Below are 14,462 nucleotides of genomic sequence, written 5' to 3'. Positions count from 1 at the left end.
TCTTTTTTATTCAAGATCACAAAACAGTGAACACAAAACCTGTGGCGAGGGGGCTTTTGTGGCGAGGGGGCTTGCCCCCGTTCGGCTGCGCAGCAGTCGTAAAACCAGCGAGTGCGGTGAAACTGAAACACCGCGGTTTCCGGTTTTGGGGCCGCTTCGCGACCCAACGGGGGCAAGCCCCCTCGCCACAAAAGCCCCCTCGCCACAGTTAATTCAGCAGCGGCTTAGGCGGTGGCCGCCGCCATCTGCTTCTTCGGTTGTTGCCAGGATTCGCTGGCGGTCTGGTCCATGGCTTCCTGGATCGCGCGTTTGCGGGTGGCTTCGGCACGGCGGCTGAAGTACCAGACCATGAAGGTCACGATCGACACGGCCAACAGGATCAGGCTGGCCACGGCGTTGATCTCGGGCTTGACCCCCAGACGTACCGCCGAGAACACTTCCATCGGCAGGGTCGTGGAACCCGGGCCGGAGACGAAGCTCGCCAGCACCAGGTCATCCAGCGACAGGGCGAACGACATCATGCCGCCGGCCGCCAGTGACGGCGCGATCATCGGGATGGTGATCAGGAAAAACACCTTGAACGGTTTCGCCCCCAGGTCCATGGCCGCTTCCTCGATGGACAGGTCGAGCTCGCGAAGGCGGGCGGAGACTACTACCGCAACATAAGCGGCACAAAACGTGGTGTGGGCGATCCAGATCGTCACGATGCCGCGTTCCATCGGCCAGCCGATCAACTGCGCCATGGCTACGAACAGCAGCAACAGCGACAGACCGGTGATCACCTCAGGCATTACCAGCGGCGCGGTAACCAGGCCGCCGAACAGGGTGCGACCCTTGAAGCGGGTAACGCGGGTCAGCACGAACGCGGCCAACGTCCCGAGTGCCACTGCTGCGATAGCGGTGTAGCAGGCGATCTCCAGCGAGCGCACTACCGAACCCATCAGTTGCGAGTTGTCGAGCAAACCGGCGTACCACTTGAACGACCAGCCACCCCACACCGTCACCAGCTTCGAGGCGTTGAACGAGTAGATCACCAGGATCAGCATCGGCAGGTAGATAAACGACAGGCCGAAAATCAGCATGAACTTTGAAAATCCGAAGCGTTTCATCCCCGTGCCTCCATCTCTTTGGCCTGGCTGCGGTTGAACAGCAGAATCGGCACAATCAGGATCAACAGCATCACCACCGCCAGGGCAGACGCCACCGGCCAGTCGCGGTTGTTGAAGAACTCTTGCCACAACACACGGCCGATCATCAGGGTTTCCGGACCGCCCAGCAGTTCCGGAATCACGAACTCACCGACCACCGGAATGAACACCAGCATGCAGCCGGCGATGATGCCGTTCTTGGCCAGCGGCACGGTGATTTTCCAGAAGCTGTTGAAGGTGCTCGAACCCAGGTCCGACGCGGCTTCCAGCAGGCTCTGGTCGTGCTTGACCAGGTTGGCGTACAGCGGCAGCACCATGAACGGCAGGTACGCATACACCACGCCGATGTAAACAGCCATGTTGGTGTTGAGGATCTCGATCGGCTGCGACGTCAGCCCGGTCCACATCAGGAACCCGTTGAGCAGGCCGTTGTTGCTCAGGATGCCCATCCACGCATACACGCGGATCAGGATCGCGGTCCAGGTCGGCATCATGATCAGCAGCATCAGCACGTTCTGCGCTTCCTTGCTGGCCTTGGTGATGGCGTAGGCCATCGGGAAACCGATCACCAGGCACATCAGGGTGCTGAACAGCGCGACCTTCAACGAACCGAGATAAGCCGAGAGGTACAGTTCGTCCTGGCCCAGCAAGGTGTAGTTGCCGATGTTGAGCAACAGCTGGAATTTCTGCTCGGCGAAGGTGTAGATCTCCGAGTAGGGCGGAATGGCCAGGGCCGCTTCCGAGAAGCTGATCTTCATCACCAGGAAGAACGGCAGCATGAAGAACAGGAACAGCCAGATGAACGGAATCCCGATGACGAACTTGCGCCCGCTGGGGACCCACCTGAGGAATTGCTGATTGAAGGTTTTCATGCGCGCAGTACCACGCCGCTGTCGTCTTCCCACCACACGTAGACCTGATCGTCCCAGGTCGGACGTGCACCACGGCGTTCGGCGTTGGCCATGAACGACTGGACGATCTTGCCGCCAGGCAGCTCGACGTAGAACACCGAGTGCCCGCCCAGGTAGGCGATGTCATGCACCTTGCCGCTGGACCAGTTGTAGCGGTTGTCCGGCTTGACGGTGCTGACCAGCATTTTTTCCGGGCGGATCGCGTAGGTGATCGACTTGTCTTGCACTGAGGTGCTGACGCCGTGACCGACGTAGATCTTCTGTTCCAGGTCCGGGCTGTGGATGATCGCGTGACCTTCCAGGTCTTCCACCACGGTGCCTTCGAAAGCGTTCACGTTGCCGATGAATTCGCAGACCATACGGCTGACCGGTGCTTCATAGATGTCGACCGGGCTGCCGATCTGGGCGATCCAGCCCAGGTGCATGATCGCGATGCGCTGGGCCATGGTCATGGCCTCTTCCTGGTCGTGGGTCACCATCACGCAGGTCACGCCCACGCGCTCGATGATCTCTACCAGCTCCAGCTGCATTTGCGAGCGCAGCTTTTTATCCAGGGCGCCCATCGGTTCGTCGAGCAGCAGCAGCTTCGGACGCTTGGCCAGGGAACGGGCCAGGGCCACGCGCTGACGCTGGCCTCCGGACAGTTGGTGCGGCTTGCGCTTTGCGTACTGGGTCATGTGTACCAGGCGCAGCATCTCCTGCACCCGGGCTTCGATCTCGGCCGCTGGCAAACGGTCCTGCTTGAGGCCGAAGGCGATGTTCTGCGCCACCGTCATGTGCGGGAACAAGGCGTAGGACTGGAACATCATGTTGATCGGTCGTTCGTACGGCGGCATGTCGGTGATGTCGACACCGTCGAGCAGAATCCGGCCTTCGGTCGGGCGCTCGAAACCGGCGAGCATGCGCAGCAGGGTCGATTTGCCGGAGCCGGAACCGCCGAGCAGGGCGAAGATTTCACCCTGGTGGATTTCCAGGGACACATCGTCCACTGCGGTGGTTTCGTCGAATTTCTTGGTGACGCGATCGACTTTCACCAGGACCTTTTTCGGTGCCTGGTGACCTTCAATAGCCTTCCTGTAAATGCTGGAGGCGTTTGCCATGTGAAACTCCCAACAGGTTTCAGTCGCCAGGCCAACACGGCCCGGCTTAATAGTGGATTGCAAACCCGTGAAGCCGGTCCGCGCTGATCCCTTGTAGGAGCGAGCCTGCTCGCGATGGTCGCCAACGATGACGCTGGCAGTCTGAATGCCCGCGGTGTCCGGACATCCATCGCGAGCAGGCTCGCTCCTACAGGGGATTGCGTTTCCCGCTCCGGGTTAATTCGGCGCCGCCGTCCTGGCTGCCTGGTAGTACTTGTTGTTATTGCAGTGTGTTGTTTTCGCGAACGGGGCACGCAAAGGCGCCTGCCCGCTCGCGTTGGGCAGTTAATCGTTGAATGTGGGTATCAGTTCGTCAGCGCGAGTGACGCAGCGCCGCCCGTTGCCGGCAGGCTTCGCCGAACGCCTGGAAAATACTCAAGTAAGGCGGGTTGTTCAGAACCTGCCATTCCGGGTGCCATTGCACGCCGAGGGCGAAGGCCTGGCTGTGCTCGACCGAGATCGCTTCGATCAGGCCATCGGGTGCGACGGCTTCGGCGCGCAGGCCGGGCGCGAGGCGGTCGATGCCCTGGCTGTGAATCGAATTAACCTGGAACACCGGTGGCAGGTCCAGCGCTTCGAACACACCACCGGGCTGCACATTCACCGCATGGGCCGCAGCGTATTGCACAGCCAGGTCCGGGTGGTTGGCCTCGCGGTGGTCGAGGAAGCCTGGAAGTTCATGGACTTTCTGATGCAGGCTGCCACCGAACGCCACGTTCATTTCCTGGAAGCCGCGGCAGATGCCGAGCACCGGAACGCCGGCAGCGATGGCTGCGCGGATCAGTGGCAGGGTGGTGCGGTCCCGTTGCGGATCGTGTTCCGTGCCGGGGGCGCTGTCGGGGCCTTGATAGTGGAAGGGTTCCACGTTCGACGGCGAGCCGGTCAGCAACAGACCGTCGAGCTGCGGTAGCAGGTCATCGATTTCGGTCAGGTCGCCCAAGGAAGGAATAACGACAGGCAGCCCCAGCGCCGCAACGCTGACAGCACGCAAGTACTTGTCGCCGCTGATGTGGTAGGGGTGCAGGCCAATCTGTTTGACGCACGCAGTAACGCCGATCAATGGCTTGAATGCCATTTTTATCACCTCGAAGTTTCACACTTGAACGAGCTTTTCTGGAGCTTAGCCTTGTTGATTTTAATTAACAACTCCCATGTAAAAAATTCTAAACGCCGAACGTCCGATCTTCAGGATTTACGCGTGTTTGAGGGCGTATCTGGCACTCTCTTCCTTCTGAGAGGCCCGAAAATAAACGTTGAAAGGCCAGGTGTTCGCTATTGACTTCACTTTGCCTTTCGGATTGACTGGGCTCGTGAAAGGGCGGTGAACATAATAATTAACAGTAAAAAATAGGTGCATCATGTCGGTCCCTCTGCGTACCGTTCAACTCAACGAAGCAAACGCATTCCTTAAGAAATATCCTGAGGTTTTGTACGTCGACCTTCTGATTGCGGATATGAACGGTGTGGTGCGCGGCAAGCGCATCGAGCGCACCAGTCTTCATAAGGTTTACGAGAAAGGCATCAACCTGCCGGCGTCTCTGTTCGCTCTGGACATCAATGGCTCCACGGTGGAAAGCACCGGCCTGGGTCTGGACATCGGCGACTCCGACCGGATCTGCTACCCAATCCCGGGCACCCTGAGCATCGAACCCTGGCAGAAGCGCCCGACTGCGCAACTGCTGATGACCATGCACGAACTCGAAGGCGAGCCATTCTTCGCCGACCCGCGTGAAGTGCTGGCCAATGTCGTGCGCAAGTTCGACGACATGGGCCTGACCATCTGCGCCGCGTTCGAACTGGAGTTCTACCTGATCGACCAGGACAACGTGAACGGTCGTCCGCAATCGCCGCGTTCGCCGGTTTCCGGCAAGCGTCCGATGTCGACCCAGGTGTACCTGATCGACGACCTCGACGAATACGTCGATTGCCTGCAAGACATCCTCGAAGGCGCGAAAGAGCAGGGCATCCCGGCTGACGCGATCGTCAAGGAAAGCGCCCCGGCGCAATTCGAAGTCAACCTGCATCACGTGGCTGATCCGATCAAGGCCTGCGACTACGCGGTCCTGCTCAAGCGTCTGGTGAAGAACATCGCCTACGACCACGAGATGGACACCACCTTCATGGCCAAGCCGTATCCGGGCCAGGCGGGCAACGGTCTGCACGTGCACATTTCGATTCTCGACAAAGAAGGCAACAACATCTTTGCCAGCGAGGATCCCGAGCAGAACGCCGCGCTGCGTCACGCGATCGGCGGTGTGCTCGAGACCCTGCCGGCGCAGATGGCGTTCCTCTGCCCGAACGTCAACTCGTACCGTCGTTTTGGCGCGCAGTTCTATGTACCGAACTCGCCGAGCTGGGGCATCGACAACCGCACCGTGGCCGTGCGCGTACCGACCGGCTCGAAGGACGCCGTGCGCATCGAACACCGCGTGGCCGGTGCCGACGCCAACCCGTACCTGCTGATGGCCTCGGTATTGGCCGGCGTGCACCACGGCCTGACCAACCAGATCGAGCCGGGCGCCCCGGTGGAAGGCAACAGCTACGAGCAGAACGAGCAGAGCCTGCCGAACAATCTGCGCGACGCCCTGCGCGAGCTGGACGACAGCGAAGTCATGGCGCGCTACATCGACCCGATGTACATCGACGTGTTCGTGGCGTGCAAGGAAAGCGAGCTGGCCGAGTTCGAGAACTCCATCTCCGACCTTGAGTACAACTGGTACTTGCACACCGTTTAACGGCCTCGTGGATGGGTGGTGTACACAGAGTCTGTGACACCACCAGTCCCCTGTGGGAGCGAGCTTGCTCGCGATGAGGCCGTCACATTCAACATTAATAGTGACTGTTGCACCGCTATCGCGAGCAAGCTCGCTCCCACAGGTACTGCGGCAATCTGATCCATGACCGAATGGCATCAGTCCGACGATCACTTATCGAGTCACAACCATGACAAACACTCGCAGCGATTGGGAGCAACGCTTCCAGTCCCTAACAATCGAAGGTCGTGCCTTCATTGACGGCCAATACTGCGCGGCCGCCAGTGGCGCCACGTTCGAATGCATCAGCCCCGTGGACGGCCGCTTCCTGGCGAACGTCGCCAGCACCGACGAAGCCGACGCCAATGCGGCAGTCACTGTCGCACGCCGCACCTTCGAATCCGGTGTGTGGGCCAACCTGGCCCCGGCCGAGCGCAAGCGCATCCTGATCCGTTTCGCCGACCTGATCCTGGCGAACCAGGAAGAACTGGCCCTGCTCGAAACCCTCGACATGGGCAAGCCGATCAGCGATTCCATGAGCATCGACATTCCGGCGACCGCCAATGCGATCCGCTGGACCGCCGAAGCCATCGACAAGATCTACGACGAAGTCGCCGCCACGCCCCACGATCAGTTGGGCCTGGTGACGCGCGAAGCGGCCGGTGTGGTCGCGGCCATCGTGCCGTGGAACTTCCCGCTGATCATGGCCAGCTGGAAATTCGCCCCGGCCCTGGCGATGGGCAATTCGTTCATCCTCAAGCCTTCGGAAAAGTCGCCGCTGACCGCGATCCGCATCGCGCAGCTGGCACTCGATGCCGGCATCCCGAAAGGCGTGTTCAACGTCCTGCCGGGCTACGGCCACACCGTGGGCAAGGCGCTGGCGTTGCACATGGATGTCGACGTGCTGGCCTTCACTGGCTCCACGGCGATTGCCAAGCAGCTGATGATCTACGCCGGGCAAAGCAACATGAAACGCGTCTGGGCCGAAGCCGGGGGCAAGAGCGCGAACGTGGTGTTCGCCGATGCACCGGATCTGCGCGCGGCAGCACAGGCAGCGGCCAGCGCCATCGCCTTCAACCAGGGCGAAGTCTGCACCGCCGGTTCGCGCCTGCTGGTGGAGCGTTCGATTCGCGAGCAGTTCATTCCATTGTTGGTGGAAGCCTTGCAAGCCTGGAAGCCGGGCCACGCACTCGATCCTGCGACCACCGTTGGCGCGGTCGTCGACCAGCGCCAACTGGACAACGTGCTGCGCTACATCGCCATCGGCAAGGAGCAGGGCGCCGAACTGATCGCCGGCGGCAGCCGCACCCTCGAAGACACCGGTGGCCAGTACGTGCAGCCGACGATTTTCGACGGCGTGACCAACGCCATGACCATCGCCCGGGAAGAGATCTTCGGCCCGGTGCTGTCGGTCATCACCTTCGACACTGCTGAAGAAGCCCTGGCGATTGCCAACGACAGCATCTTCGGTCTGGCCGCCGGCGTCTGGACCCGCAACCTGAGCAAGGCCCACACCTTCGCCCGTGGCCTGCGTGCTGGCAGCGTCTGGGTCAACCAGTACGACGGCGGCGACATGACCGCGCCGTTCGGCGGGTACAAGCAGTCGGGTAACGGTCGGGACAAATCGCTGCACGCGTTCGACAAGTACACCGAGCTCAAAGCGACCTGGATCAAGCTCTAACAACAATAAAGCGGCGGTCGCCGGCAACCTGCGGCGGCCATCGGAGAAATTTATGAAACACAGCTCTAGCAATCAACAGCATGTAAACAGCTACTACGCCGCCACCCGCAACTTCACCGGCGATTTCCCGGTGCTGGAAGGGGCGGTGGACTGTGACGTCTGCGTGATCGGCGCCGGCTACACCGGCCTGTCCTCGGCACTGTTCCTCGCCGAAGCGGGCTACAGCGTGACCGTGCTCGAAGCGGCCAAAGTCGGCTTCGGCGCCAGTGGTCGCAACGGCGGCCAACTGGTCAACTCCTATAGCCGCGACGTCGATGTCATCGAAGAGCGCTACGGCGACAAGACCGCCGAAGTGCTCGGCAGCATGATTTTCGAAGGCGCCGACATCATTCGTCAGCGCATACAGCACTACGACATCCAGTGCGATTACCGTCCCGGCGGCATCTTCGCGGCGATGAACAAGAAGCAACTCAAGGGCCTGGCCGAGCAGAAGAAAAGCTGGGAGCGCTACGGCAACAAGAACCTGACACTGCTTGGCGAAGCCGACATCAAGCGCGAAGTGGGTTCCGATGCCTACGTCGGCGGCCTGCTGGACATGCAGGGCGGCCACATTCACCCGCTGAACCTGGCCCTCGGTGAAGCCTCGGCAATCATCGGCCTGGGCGGCAAGATCTACGAGCAATCGGCGGCGGTGGAAATCACCTACGGCGAGCCGATCACCGTGCGCACTGCCAAGGGCGTGGTGAAGGCCAAGTACCTGCTGATCGCGGGTAACGCCTACCTGCCGCAAGGCCTGGACAACCGCGTGACCAGCAAGAGCATGCCGTGCGGTTCGCAAATCGTCGTCACCGAGCCGTTGTCGGAAAAGCAGGCCCGCAGCCTGATCAAGAACAACTACTGCGTCGAAGACTGCAACTACCTGCTCGACTACTACCGCCTGACCGCGGACAACCGCCTGCTGTACGGCGGTGGCGTGGTCTACGGTGCGCGCGAACCGAATGACATCGAGCAACTGATCCGCCCGAAAATCCTCAAGACCTTCCCGCAATTGAAGGACGTGAAGATCGACTACCGCTGGACCGGCAACTTCCTGCTGACCATGTCGCGCATGCCGCAATTCGGCCGTATCGAGAAAAACGCCTACTACATGCAGGGCTACAGCGGCCACGGCGTGACCTGTTCGCACCTGGCCGGCAAACTGATCTCGGAAATGATCCGTGGCGACGCCGAACGTTTCGACGCGTTTGCCTCCTTGCCGCACATGCCGATGATCGGCGGGCGCACCTTCTCGGCACCACTGACCGCCTTGGGCGCCGTGTACTACTCGCTGCGCGACCGTTTCGGCATCTAAGCTTTACCTCGCCGGCGGCATCTCCCTAAAGGTGCCGCCGGTTTTTTTAATCCCGGAAATACCGCGGTCCCCTGTGGGAGCGGGCTTGCTCGCGAAGAGGCCATATCAGCCAAAACAGATGTCGCCTGACACACCGCTTTCGCGAGCAAGCCCGCTCCCACAGGTTGTGCAACTTCATGGCAAATGGCTATTTTTCCACCCGTTTATCGAACCTGCTGAGCATTACCAACAAACGTGATTTAATAGCCGCCTTTCACGTTTCCGGGACCGGAAAACGGCGTGATCCGCGCCTGTACTCCACCCATCCATTATCCCTGTAGGAGCGAGCTTGCTCGCGAAAGCGGGTTGGCACATAAGGCTGTCATGGACACGGGCTCACGACTCAAATTAGTACGCGAAAGCTACAAACTGTCCCAGCGCGAGCTGGCCCGGCGTAGCGGCGTCACCAATGCAACCATCTCCCTGATCGAACAGAATCGGGTCAGTCCCTCCGTCAGCTCCCTGAAGAAATTGCTGGAGGGCATCCCCATGTCCCTGGCCGACTTCTTCACCTTCGATCAGCCACCGCGCGAACACCAGTACGTCTTCCGCGCCAACGAACAGCCCGACCTCGGCCGCCACGGCCTGCGCCTGCTGCTGATCGGCGCGTCCGTACCGAGCCGGCAGATGCGCCTGCTGCGCGAGCAATACGCACCGGGCGCAAGCTCCGGCGAAGAGCCGATCGTGCATTCCGAAGGCGAGGAGTGCGGGCTGGTGACACGGGGTACGGTTGAGTTGACCGTGGATGGCCAGGTGAGTGTGCTGAACGCCGGGGATGGCTATTACTTCCCGACGACCTTACCGCACAGGTTTCGCAATATCGGGGCGGATGAGGCGGAGATTATCAGCGCGAATACGCCGGCGAACTTCTGATTACGATGAGGCCTGATTCGGCTGCTGGCTGAAACAGCATAGACGTGGTTGATAAATAATCCGATGCCCAATCAGGCATCGGATTATTTATGTGCCCAAAGATCACGCAATTAGGCTTGATTGAGCGTTTTGACGCCGCTCTTTCATGGCGTCACGGACCTGCACTGGTTGCGCAGGTCGTCGTTATGGATATTTTCGCAACCATTGCCACTTTGCTTGGCCCGGCAATAGTTACGCTGGTCATCGTCCTTGATATTTTCGCAACCACTGCCGCCGCCTGTCTCCGCCCGGCAAGCATTTCTCATGTCGTCGTTTTTGATATTTTCGCAACCATTGCCACTTTGCTTGGCCCGGCAATAATTACGTCGGTCATCGTCCTTGATATTTTCGCAACCACTGCCGCCTGTCTCTGCCCGGCAAGCATTTCTCATGTCGTCGTTTTTGATATTTTCGCATCCGTTGCCACTTTGCTGGGCCCTGCAATAGTTGCGCTGGTCATCGTCTTTGATGTTTTCGCACCCGGCATACGCGTACCCGCTCAGCATCAACAACATCGCAATGATTAGTCTCATTACACACTTCCTTGAGGGGCCAGGGAGCAGCCTGGCGCTGGTCGATCCAGAATGATTTGCTACTGCGCGCCATCATATCGACATCAGCTTGTAGGAAAGTTCCGAGACGGAAAAATTCGGCTCAAGAAGGCGCAAGGGATGAGGGCCGCTTCGCAGCCCGGCGGGAGCAAGCGCCCTCGCCAAAAAGGGGCAAGTCCTACAAGTTTTTCGGACGTCAAGATTGAACGTTCGTCGGATGGCGGGTTGCTACCATCGCAATTGCCTGCCGATATCAACACGGCTGCTAAGCTTGGTCGTTGCAGTGCCCGAGCGCCGATCCTGCTCACGCTGCGAGGGTAATCACGGAGTGCGACATCCATTCCTGTCGGCAACCTGCACGGAGGCAGGCGATGGTGATCATGAGCATGACCGATTCGACGGCGGCGGGGGTTCCCGAGCCGCTCGATCGGGAAGAAATCGAGCGGGTGCTGGCGCTGTTGCTGGTCAGCCCGTTGTTTGCCAAATCCAGGCGCATGGGCAGTCTGTTGCGCTTTCTGGTCGAGCACGACCTTCAGGCTTGTAAAACGCCGCTGACCGAACACGCGATCGGCATCGCGGTGTTTCGTCGTGACCCGGCAGTGTATTGCACCGGCGACGATCCGGTGGTGCGGGTGCAGGTGGGGCGCTTGCGGCGCAAGCTCGCAGCGCATTACGCCGGCAACGGCCAGCAGGACCCGGTGCGCTTCAGCATTCCACCCGGGTGTTATCGCTTGACCTATCAGCGGCTGCGGCCCAAGGGCGTCGGCACTCGCCATCCTGTGGTCCAGATCCAGCCGTTTACCTGCCTCACCCGCGATGGTAATGACTTTGCCCGAGGCTTGTGCGAGGAGTTGAGTTGCCGACTGTTCGAGTCGTTCGAGCAGGCGCAGACCCGGACCAATCATGTGTTGATGCGGGTGGCACGCAACAGTGAGCCAGTACCGGACTTCAAGCGTGGCGGGCGTTACAGCTATTGCCTGGAAGGCAGCGTGCGGGTCGAGCCTTCGCGGGTGCGCGCGTCATTGCGCCTGGTGGATGTGGCGCAGGGGCGGATTCGCTGGTCGGCGCAGTTCGATCGTGACCGACCCTATGGCATCGCCACCCAGGAGGACCTCGCGCAGTCGATCTGTCGCTCGCTGACGGGCTACTTCGCCACGGCGGGTAAAGAGAAGTGAAAGGGCAACCGCAAGGTTGCCCTGGCATGACGGTTACACGGTTTTCCACTGACCGCCTTCGTAAAGGCGACCTGCGGTGTTATCGAACGTCAGGTCGATTTCGATCGCCTTGGAGCGTGAGGTACTGAACATGGTGCTCGTCTGTACGTTCTGTTCGAACCACACGAGGATGGTTTCCACCGGCGTCAGCACGGTTTCACCGGTGACCACCTGATCCACCGCAACGTAAATGGGCGTGCTGACCTGATTGCCATCAATGCCGGTAGAGAGCTGGTTGATACCCGGATGGATGGGGGCGTAGTCGTTTACAAAGGTCATGGAAATGCTCGGCCCCCCGGTAACCGCCGAACTCAGCAGACCGTGCTCATCGAGTGTCGATGTTTGCCCCAGGCCGATATTGACGATGTTGGTCGAGACTTTGACCTGCACATTTGCCTTGAACAAGTTGGACGCAAACAGCTGATATTGAGGCGTCCAGCTGAACTCGTTGTTGCTCAGGTAAGCGTCATAGGACTGCCAGACCACGTTGTAGTCGGCGTCACCCACCTTCTTGGCAAAGCACAGCTTGTAGCCGGACTTCTTCAGCTGCGTCAGGTCGCCGGCGGCGATTTCGATGGTGACGGTTTTTTGCGAAGCCGCCAGGGCCGACCTCAGTACCCGGCCGTAATCCGACGCCTTCAGTTGCGTTGCACCCATGATCGACTTGACGGCTTCTTGCACATCATTGTGAAGCTGCTGGCTCTGTTGGCTGACAGCGATTGACTTGCTCATGGTTTCCCTCTTCCTTGGTGGTGTGTTGGGCAAACAATGGCTGCTGACGCTTGGCGCTGCAGTCCATTGACGATGTCACTCTAGGGTCGAGGGGCAGGGCGGCTAAGTGTCTTGGTGTTACAAGCGGGTATCGGGGTTGTATCAGGGGCCGGGTCAGCGGGGCAGCCGATCGGCCGCCCCGCCTTGACCTCAGGCAGCCCGGGCATCGGCCCAGACGAAGTTCCAGCTGGTGCGTTTGCCCTTGGCAATCTCGATCAGCTTGTTCTCGTACACCGTGTGGTTGACCACGCCGGTGTAGGTCAGGGTGCGGGCGGCATTGGTCCCGGTGACCTCGCCCGGCGTGCCGCCCGACTCGACCATGGCTTTTTTCATGTCGGCATCCGACGGGGCGCTGCTCTGGTTTTTTTCCACTTTGACGAAACTCATGATTCACCTCTTCCGTGATGGGGGGATCGGTGCCGGCGCGGACCGACAAGTCGACGACCCTGTTCTACACCGACGGCCATACTCTATTGGCCCGTTCGGTGGCGCAGAAGTGACAACTGCGGCGCTGAGGTAACAATCGGGAAACAGCGCCATGCATTGAAGTATCTGCGATGTATCACGCGTGGACTTACATCGAAGAAGATTGCTTCTCGATAAACCCGCGAATCGCCGCAATCGTCTGCGTCGATGCTTCCTCCATCAGCCAATGCCCAGTTCCCGGAATCAGCACTTCCATGCGCCGGGGCGGGCGTCGAGTTTGGCGCCCGGTGACCTGATGGAACCAACTCCGTCAATGGCGTCTAAAATTAAGGGAATATTCCCGCCACGAAGGAACGACTCATGATCAAGTCTCGATCGTTGATTGCAGCAATCACCTGCCTGGCCCTGGTCGGCGGCTCAGTGACTGCGCTGGCTGATCCAGGTAACGGCCAGGGCAACAACAAGGCCAACCATGGCAGCCAGGGCAACCAGGGCAACCAGGGCAACAAGAACAAGGGTTCCGGCGGCGGGGACTGGAGTCATGGTCCCAGCATCAATCGCAGCAGCGTGCTCGAGATCATTGGCGCCAATACGGGTTACTGGAGCCCCGGGCCTGCCTTGCCACCGGGTATTCAAAAGAACCTTGCCCGAGGCAAGCCACTTCCACCCGGCATTGCCAAAAAGCTGGATGGCCGACTGGTCGGCAGATTGCCCCACTATGACGGTTACGAGTGGCAGCAAGTCGGCACGGATTTGATCCTGGTCGCGCTGGCCACCGGGCTCGTTTATGAAATTCTCAACGGTGTGTTCGATTGATGTGTGAAGGGACTTCCAGCCACCTGTCGTGACGCTTGAACTGTTTGAGGGATATCGCGTCATACGTCACGCGATATCAACCACCTACGGAAGCAATCATGCTTTTCAAAAACAAGAGTCTCGTTGCTGTAATGTCATGCGCCATGATGCTTGCAGCCGCCCCATTGCTGCCTGATGGCCTGTCGATCATGGGTTCCGCCTACGCGAAGGACGGCGGTGGTGGTGGCGGTGGAAACGGTGGCGGCGGTGGCGGCGGTGGAAACGGCGGTGGTAATGGCGGCGGAAACGGTGGCGGCCACGGCGGCGGCATGGGTGGCGGACACGCCGGCACAGGCCACTCCGGCAGTAACGGCCGCGGCAACGGGCTGGACAGCGACCATGCCGGCAAATCCGTGCGCGACCATGGCCTGAGCGGGAACCACTACGGTAGTGAGCGCAACGATGACAACGGTCATGGCACCACGACCTCAGGCATCGCCAACTCCAAGGACACTCGCGGTATCTCCAAGGCCAGGGCTATTTCGGCCTCGACGCCGGGTGAACACAACACCAAAGGCTTGAGTAAAGCCGGGATGTCGACCTCGAAAAAAACCCATTGAGTTCACAGCAGTAGCGAGCAGTTTCAGAAAAGCCAAAAACCCGCTGAAAAGCGGGTTTTTTGCGTCTGGCATTTGATCGCCGAACAACGTTGCGTCGCACGTTCTCTACCCGTCCTGTCATGGGTTTTCGGCACTGAAGTTGGCCGCACAC

At 60.0% G+C, this 14,462-nt stretch carries 14 protein-coding genes; 8 read left to right on the top strand and 6 right to left on the bottom strand.

What is annotated here, in order from left to right; all coding sequences use genetic code 11:
- Positions 1-224 precede the first annotated feature (224 nt).
- The 4 genes from ACXX83_RS12925 to ACXX83_RS12910 form a co-directional block, all read right to left on the bottom strand.
- Positions 225-1,109: an ABC transporter permease subunit gene (locus tag ACXX83_RS12925; RefSeq protein WP_015095584.1), complete on the bottom strand. Its 885-nt coding sequence runs from the start codon at positions 1,107-1,109 to the stop codon at positions 225-227.
- Positions 1,106-2,020 carry an ABC transporter permease subunit gene (locus ACXX83_RS12920; RefSeq protein ID WP_095967787.1) on the bottom strand — a complete coding sequence of 305 codons (915 nt, stop codon included), beginning with the start codon at positions 2,018-2,020 and terminating at the stop codon, positions 1,106-1,108. Before ACXX83_RS12920 ends, ACXX83_RS12925 begins: the two co-directional genes overlap by 4 nt.
- Positions 2,017-3,159: a polyamine ABC transporter ATP-binding protein gene (potA, locus tag ACXX83_RS12915; RefSeq protein ID WP_095967786.1), complete on the bottom strand. Its 1,143-nt coding sequence runs from the start codon at positions 3,157-3,159 to the stop codon at positions 2,017-2,019. The genes ACXX83_RS12920 and potA overlap by 4 nt, the downstream gene beginning before the upstream one ends.
- A gap of 352 nt (positions 3,160-3,511) precedes the next feature.
- On the bottom strand, positions 3,512-4,273 hold the full coding sequence (locus ACXX83_RS12910) for a gamma-glutamyl-gamma-aminobutyrate hydrolase family protein (RefSeq protein WP_458548673.1): 762 nt from the start codon (positions 4,271-4,273) through the stop codon (positions 3,512-3,514).
- A 283-nt stretch (positions 4,274-4,556) separates the two neighbouring features.
- Here ACXX83_RS12910 and ACXX83_RS12905 point away from each other — a divergent pair, with 283 nt between their 5' ends.
- The 6 genes from ACXX83_RS12905 (at position 4,557) to ACXX83_RS12880 (ending at position 11,660) form a co-directional block, all read left to right on the top strand.
- Positions 4,557-5,933 (top strand): glutamine synthetase family protein, encoded by a 1,377-nt coding sequence (locus ACXX83_RS12905; protein ID WP_007975260.1) that lies wholly within the window; start codon positions 4,557-4,559, stop codon positions 5,931-5,933.
- 208 nt (positions 5,934-6,141) lie between these two features.
- Positions 6,142-7,632 carry an aldehyde dehydrogenase gene (locus tag ACXX83_RS12900; RefSeq protein WP_217835518.1) on the top strand — a complete coding sequence of 497 codons (1,491 nt, stop codon included), beginning with the start codon at positions 6,142-6,144 and terminating at the stop codon, positions 7,630-7,632.
- A 52-nt stretch (positions 7,633-7,684) separates the two neighbouring features.
- A complete protein-coding gene (locus ACXX83_RS12895) occupies positions 7,685-8,983 on the top strand; it encodes an NAD(P)/FAD-dependent oxidoreductase (protein ID WP_015095579.1) in 1,299 nt (432 codons plus the stop codon).
- A 363-nt stretch (positions 8,984-9,346) separates the two neighbouring features.
- On the top strand, positions 9,347-9,895 hold the full coding sequence (locus tag ACXX83_RS12890; protein ID WP_007975263.1) for a cupin domain-containing protein: 549 nt from the start codon (positions 9,347-9,349) through the stop codon (positions 9,893-9,895).
- Positions 9,896-9,984: 89 nt separating this feature from the next.
- A complete protein-coding gene (locus tag ACXX83_RS12885) occupies positions 9,985-10,461 on the top strand; it encodes a hypothetical protein (protein WP_458548672.1) in 477 nt (158 codons plus the stop codon).
- A 395-nt stretch (positions 10,462-10,856) separates the two neighbouring features.
- Positions 10,857-11,660, top strand: a complete 804-nt coding sequence (locus tag ACXX83_RS12880) for a hypothetical protein (RefSeq protein WP_458548671.1) — start codon at positions 10,857-10,859, stop codon at positions 11,658-11,660.
- Between the two features lie 33 nt (positions 11,661-11,693).
- Here the strand turns inward: ACXX83_RS12880 and ACXX83_RS12875 are convergent, their stop codons facing one another.
- Positions 11,694-12,431 (bottom strand): hypothetical protein, encoded by a 738-nt coding sequence (locus ACXX83_RS12875; RefSeq protein ID WP_015095576.1) that lies wholly within the window; start codon positions 12,429-12,431, stop codon positions 11,694-11,696.
- 189 nt (positions 12,432-12,620) lie between these two features.
- The gene (locus tag ACXX83_RS12870) at positions 12,621-12,857 is read right to left on the bottom strand and encodes a hypothetical protein (RefSeq protein ID WP_015095575.1); all 237 of its coding nucleotides are present in this window, start codon (positions 12,855-12,857) and stop codon (positions 12,621-12,623) included.
- Positions 12,858-13,256: 399 nt separating this feature from the next.
- Here ACXX83_RS12870 and ACXX83_RS12865 point away from each other — a divergent pair, with 399 nt between their 5' ends.
- Together ACXX83_RS12865 and ACXX83_RS12860 are read left to right on the top strand one after the other, a co-directional pair.
- Positions 13,257-13,712 carry an anti-virulence regulator CigR family protein gene (locus ACXX83_RS12865; RefSeq protein ID WP_458548670.1) on the top strand — a complete coding sequence of 152 codons (456 nt, stop codon included), beginning with the start codon at positions 13,257-13,259 and terminating at the stop codon, positions 13,710-13,712.
- 98 nt (positions 13,713-13,810) lie between these two features.
- A complete protein-coding gene (locus ACXX83_RS12860; protein ID WP_458548669.1) occupies positions 13,811-14,311 on the top strand; it encodes a hypothetical protein in 501 nt (166 codons plus the stop codon).
- The last annotated feature ends 151 nt before the right edge of the window (positions 14,312-14,462 follow it).

The organism is Pseudomonas sp. GNP012, assembly GCF_054343835.1.
The sequence above is the reverse complement of the archived record's forward strand: the minus strand, read 5'-3'. Positions and strand labels throughout refer to the sequence as shown.

Bases quoted from the DNA above. Each gene is read 5' to 3' on its own strand.
- ACXX83_RS12925 (WP_015095584.1), bottom strand. From the start codon at position 1,109: ATGAAACGCTTCGGATTTTCAAAGTTCATGCTGATTTTCGGCCTGTCG.
- ACXX83_RS12895 (WP_015095579.1), top strand. From the start codon at position 7,685: ATGAAACACAGCTCTAGCAATCAACAGCATGTAAACAGCTACTACGCC.
- ACXX83_RS12860 (WP_458548669.1), top strand. From the start codon at position 13,811: ATGCTTTTCAAAAACAAGAGTCTCGTTGCTGTAATGTCATGCGCCATG.
- ACXX83_RS12900 (WP_217835518.1), top strand. From the start codon at position 6,142: ATGACAAACACTCGCAGCGATTGGGAGCAACGCTTCCAGTCCCTAACA.
- ACXX83_RS12880 (WP_458548671.1), top strand. From the start codon at position 10,857: ATGGTGATCATGAGCATGACCGATTCGACGGCGGCGGGGGTTCCCGAG.
- ACXX83_RS12865 (WP_458548670.1), top strand. From the start codon at position 13,257: ATGATCAAGTCTCGATCGTTGATTGCAGCAATCACCTGCCTGGCCCTG.
- ACXX83_RS12885 (WP_458548672.1), top strand. From the start codon at position 9,985: ATGTGCCCAAAGATCACGCAATTAGGCTTGATTGAGCGTTTTGACGCC.
- ACXX83_RS12875 (WP_015095576.1), bottom strand. From the start codon at position 12,431: ATGAGCAAGTCAATCGCTGTCAGCCAACAGAGCCAGCAGCTTCACAAT.
- ACXX83_RS12870 (WP_015095575.1), bottom strand. From the start codon at position 12,857: ATGAGTTTCGTCAAAGTGGAAAAAAACCAGAGCAGCGCCCCGTCGGAT.
- ACXX83_RS12905 (WP_007975260.1), top strand. From the start codon at position 4,557: ATGTCGGTCCCTCTGCGTACCGTTCAACTCAACGAAGCAAACGCATTC.
- ACXX83_RS12890 (WP_007975263.1), top strand. From the start codon at position 9,347: ATGGACACGGGCTCACGACTCAAATTAGTACGCGAAAGCTACAAACTG.
- ACXX83_RS12910 (WP_458548673.1), bottom strand. From the start codon at position 4,273: ATGGCATTCAAGCCATTGATCGGCGTTACTGCGTGCGTCAAACAGATT.
- potA (WP_095967786.1), bottom strand. From the start codon at position 3,159: ATGGCAAACGCCTCCAGCATTTACAGGAAGGCTATTGAAGGTCACCAG.
- ACXX83_RS12920 (WP_095967787.1), bottom strand. From the start codon at position 2,020: ATGAAAACCTTCAATCAGCAATTCCTCAGGTGGGTCCCCAGCGGGCGC.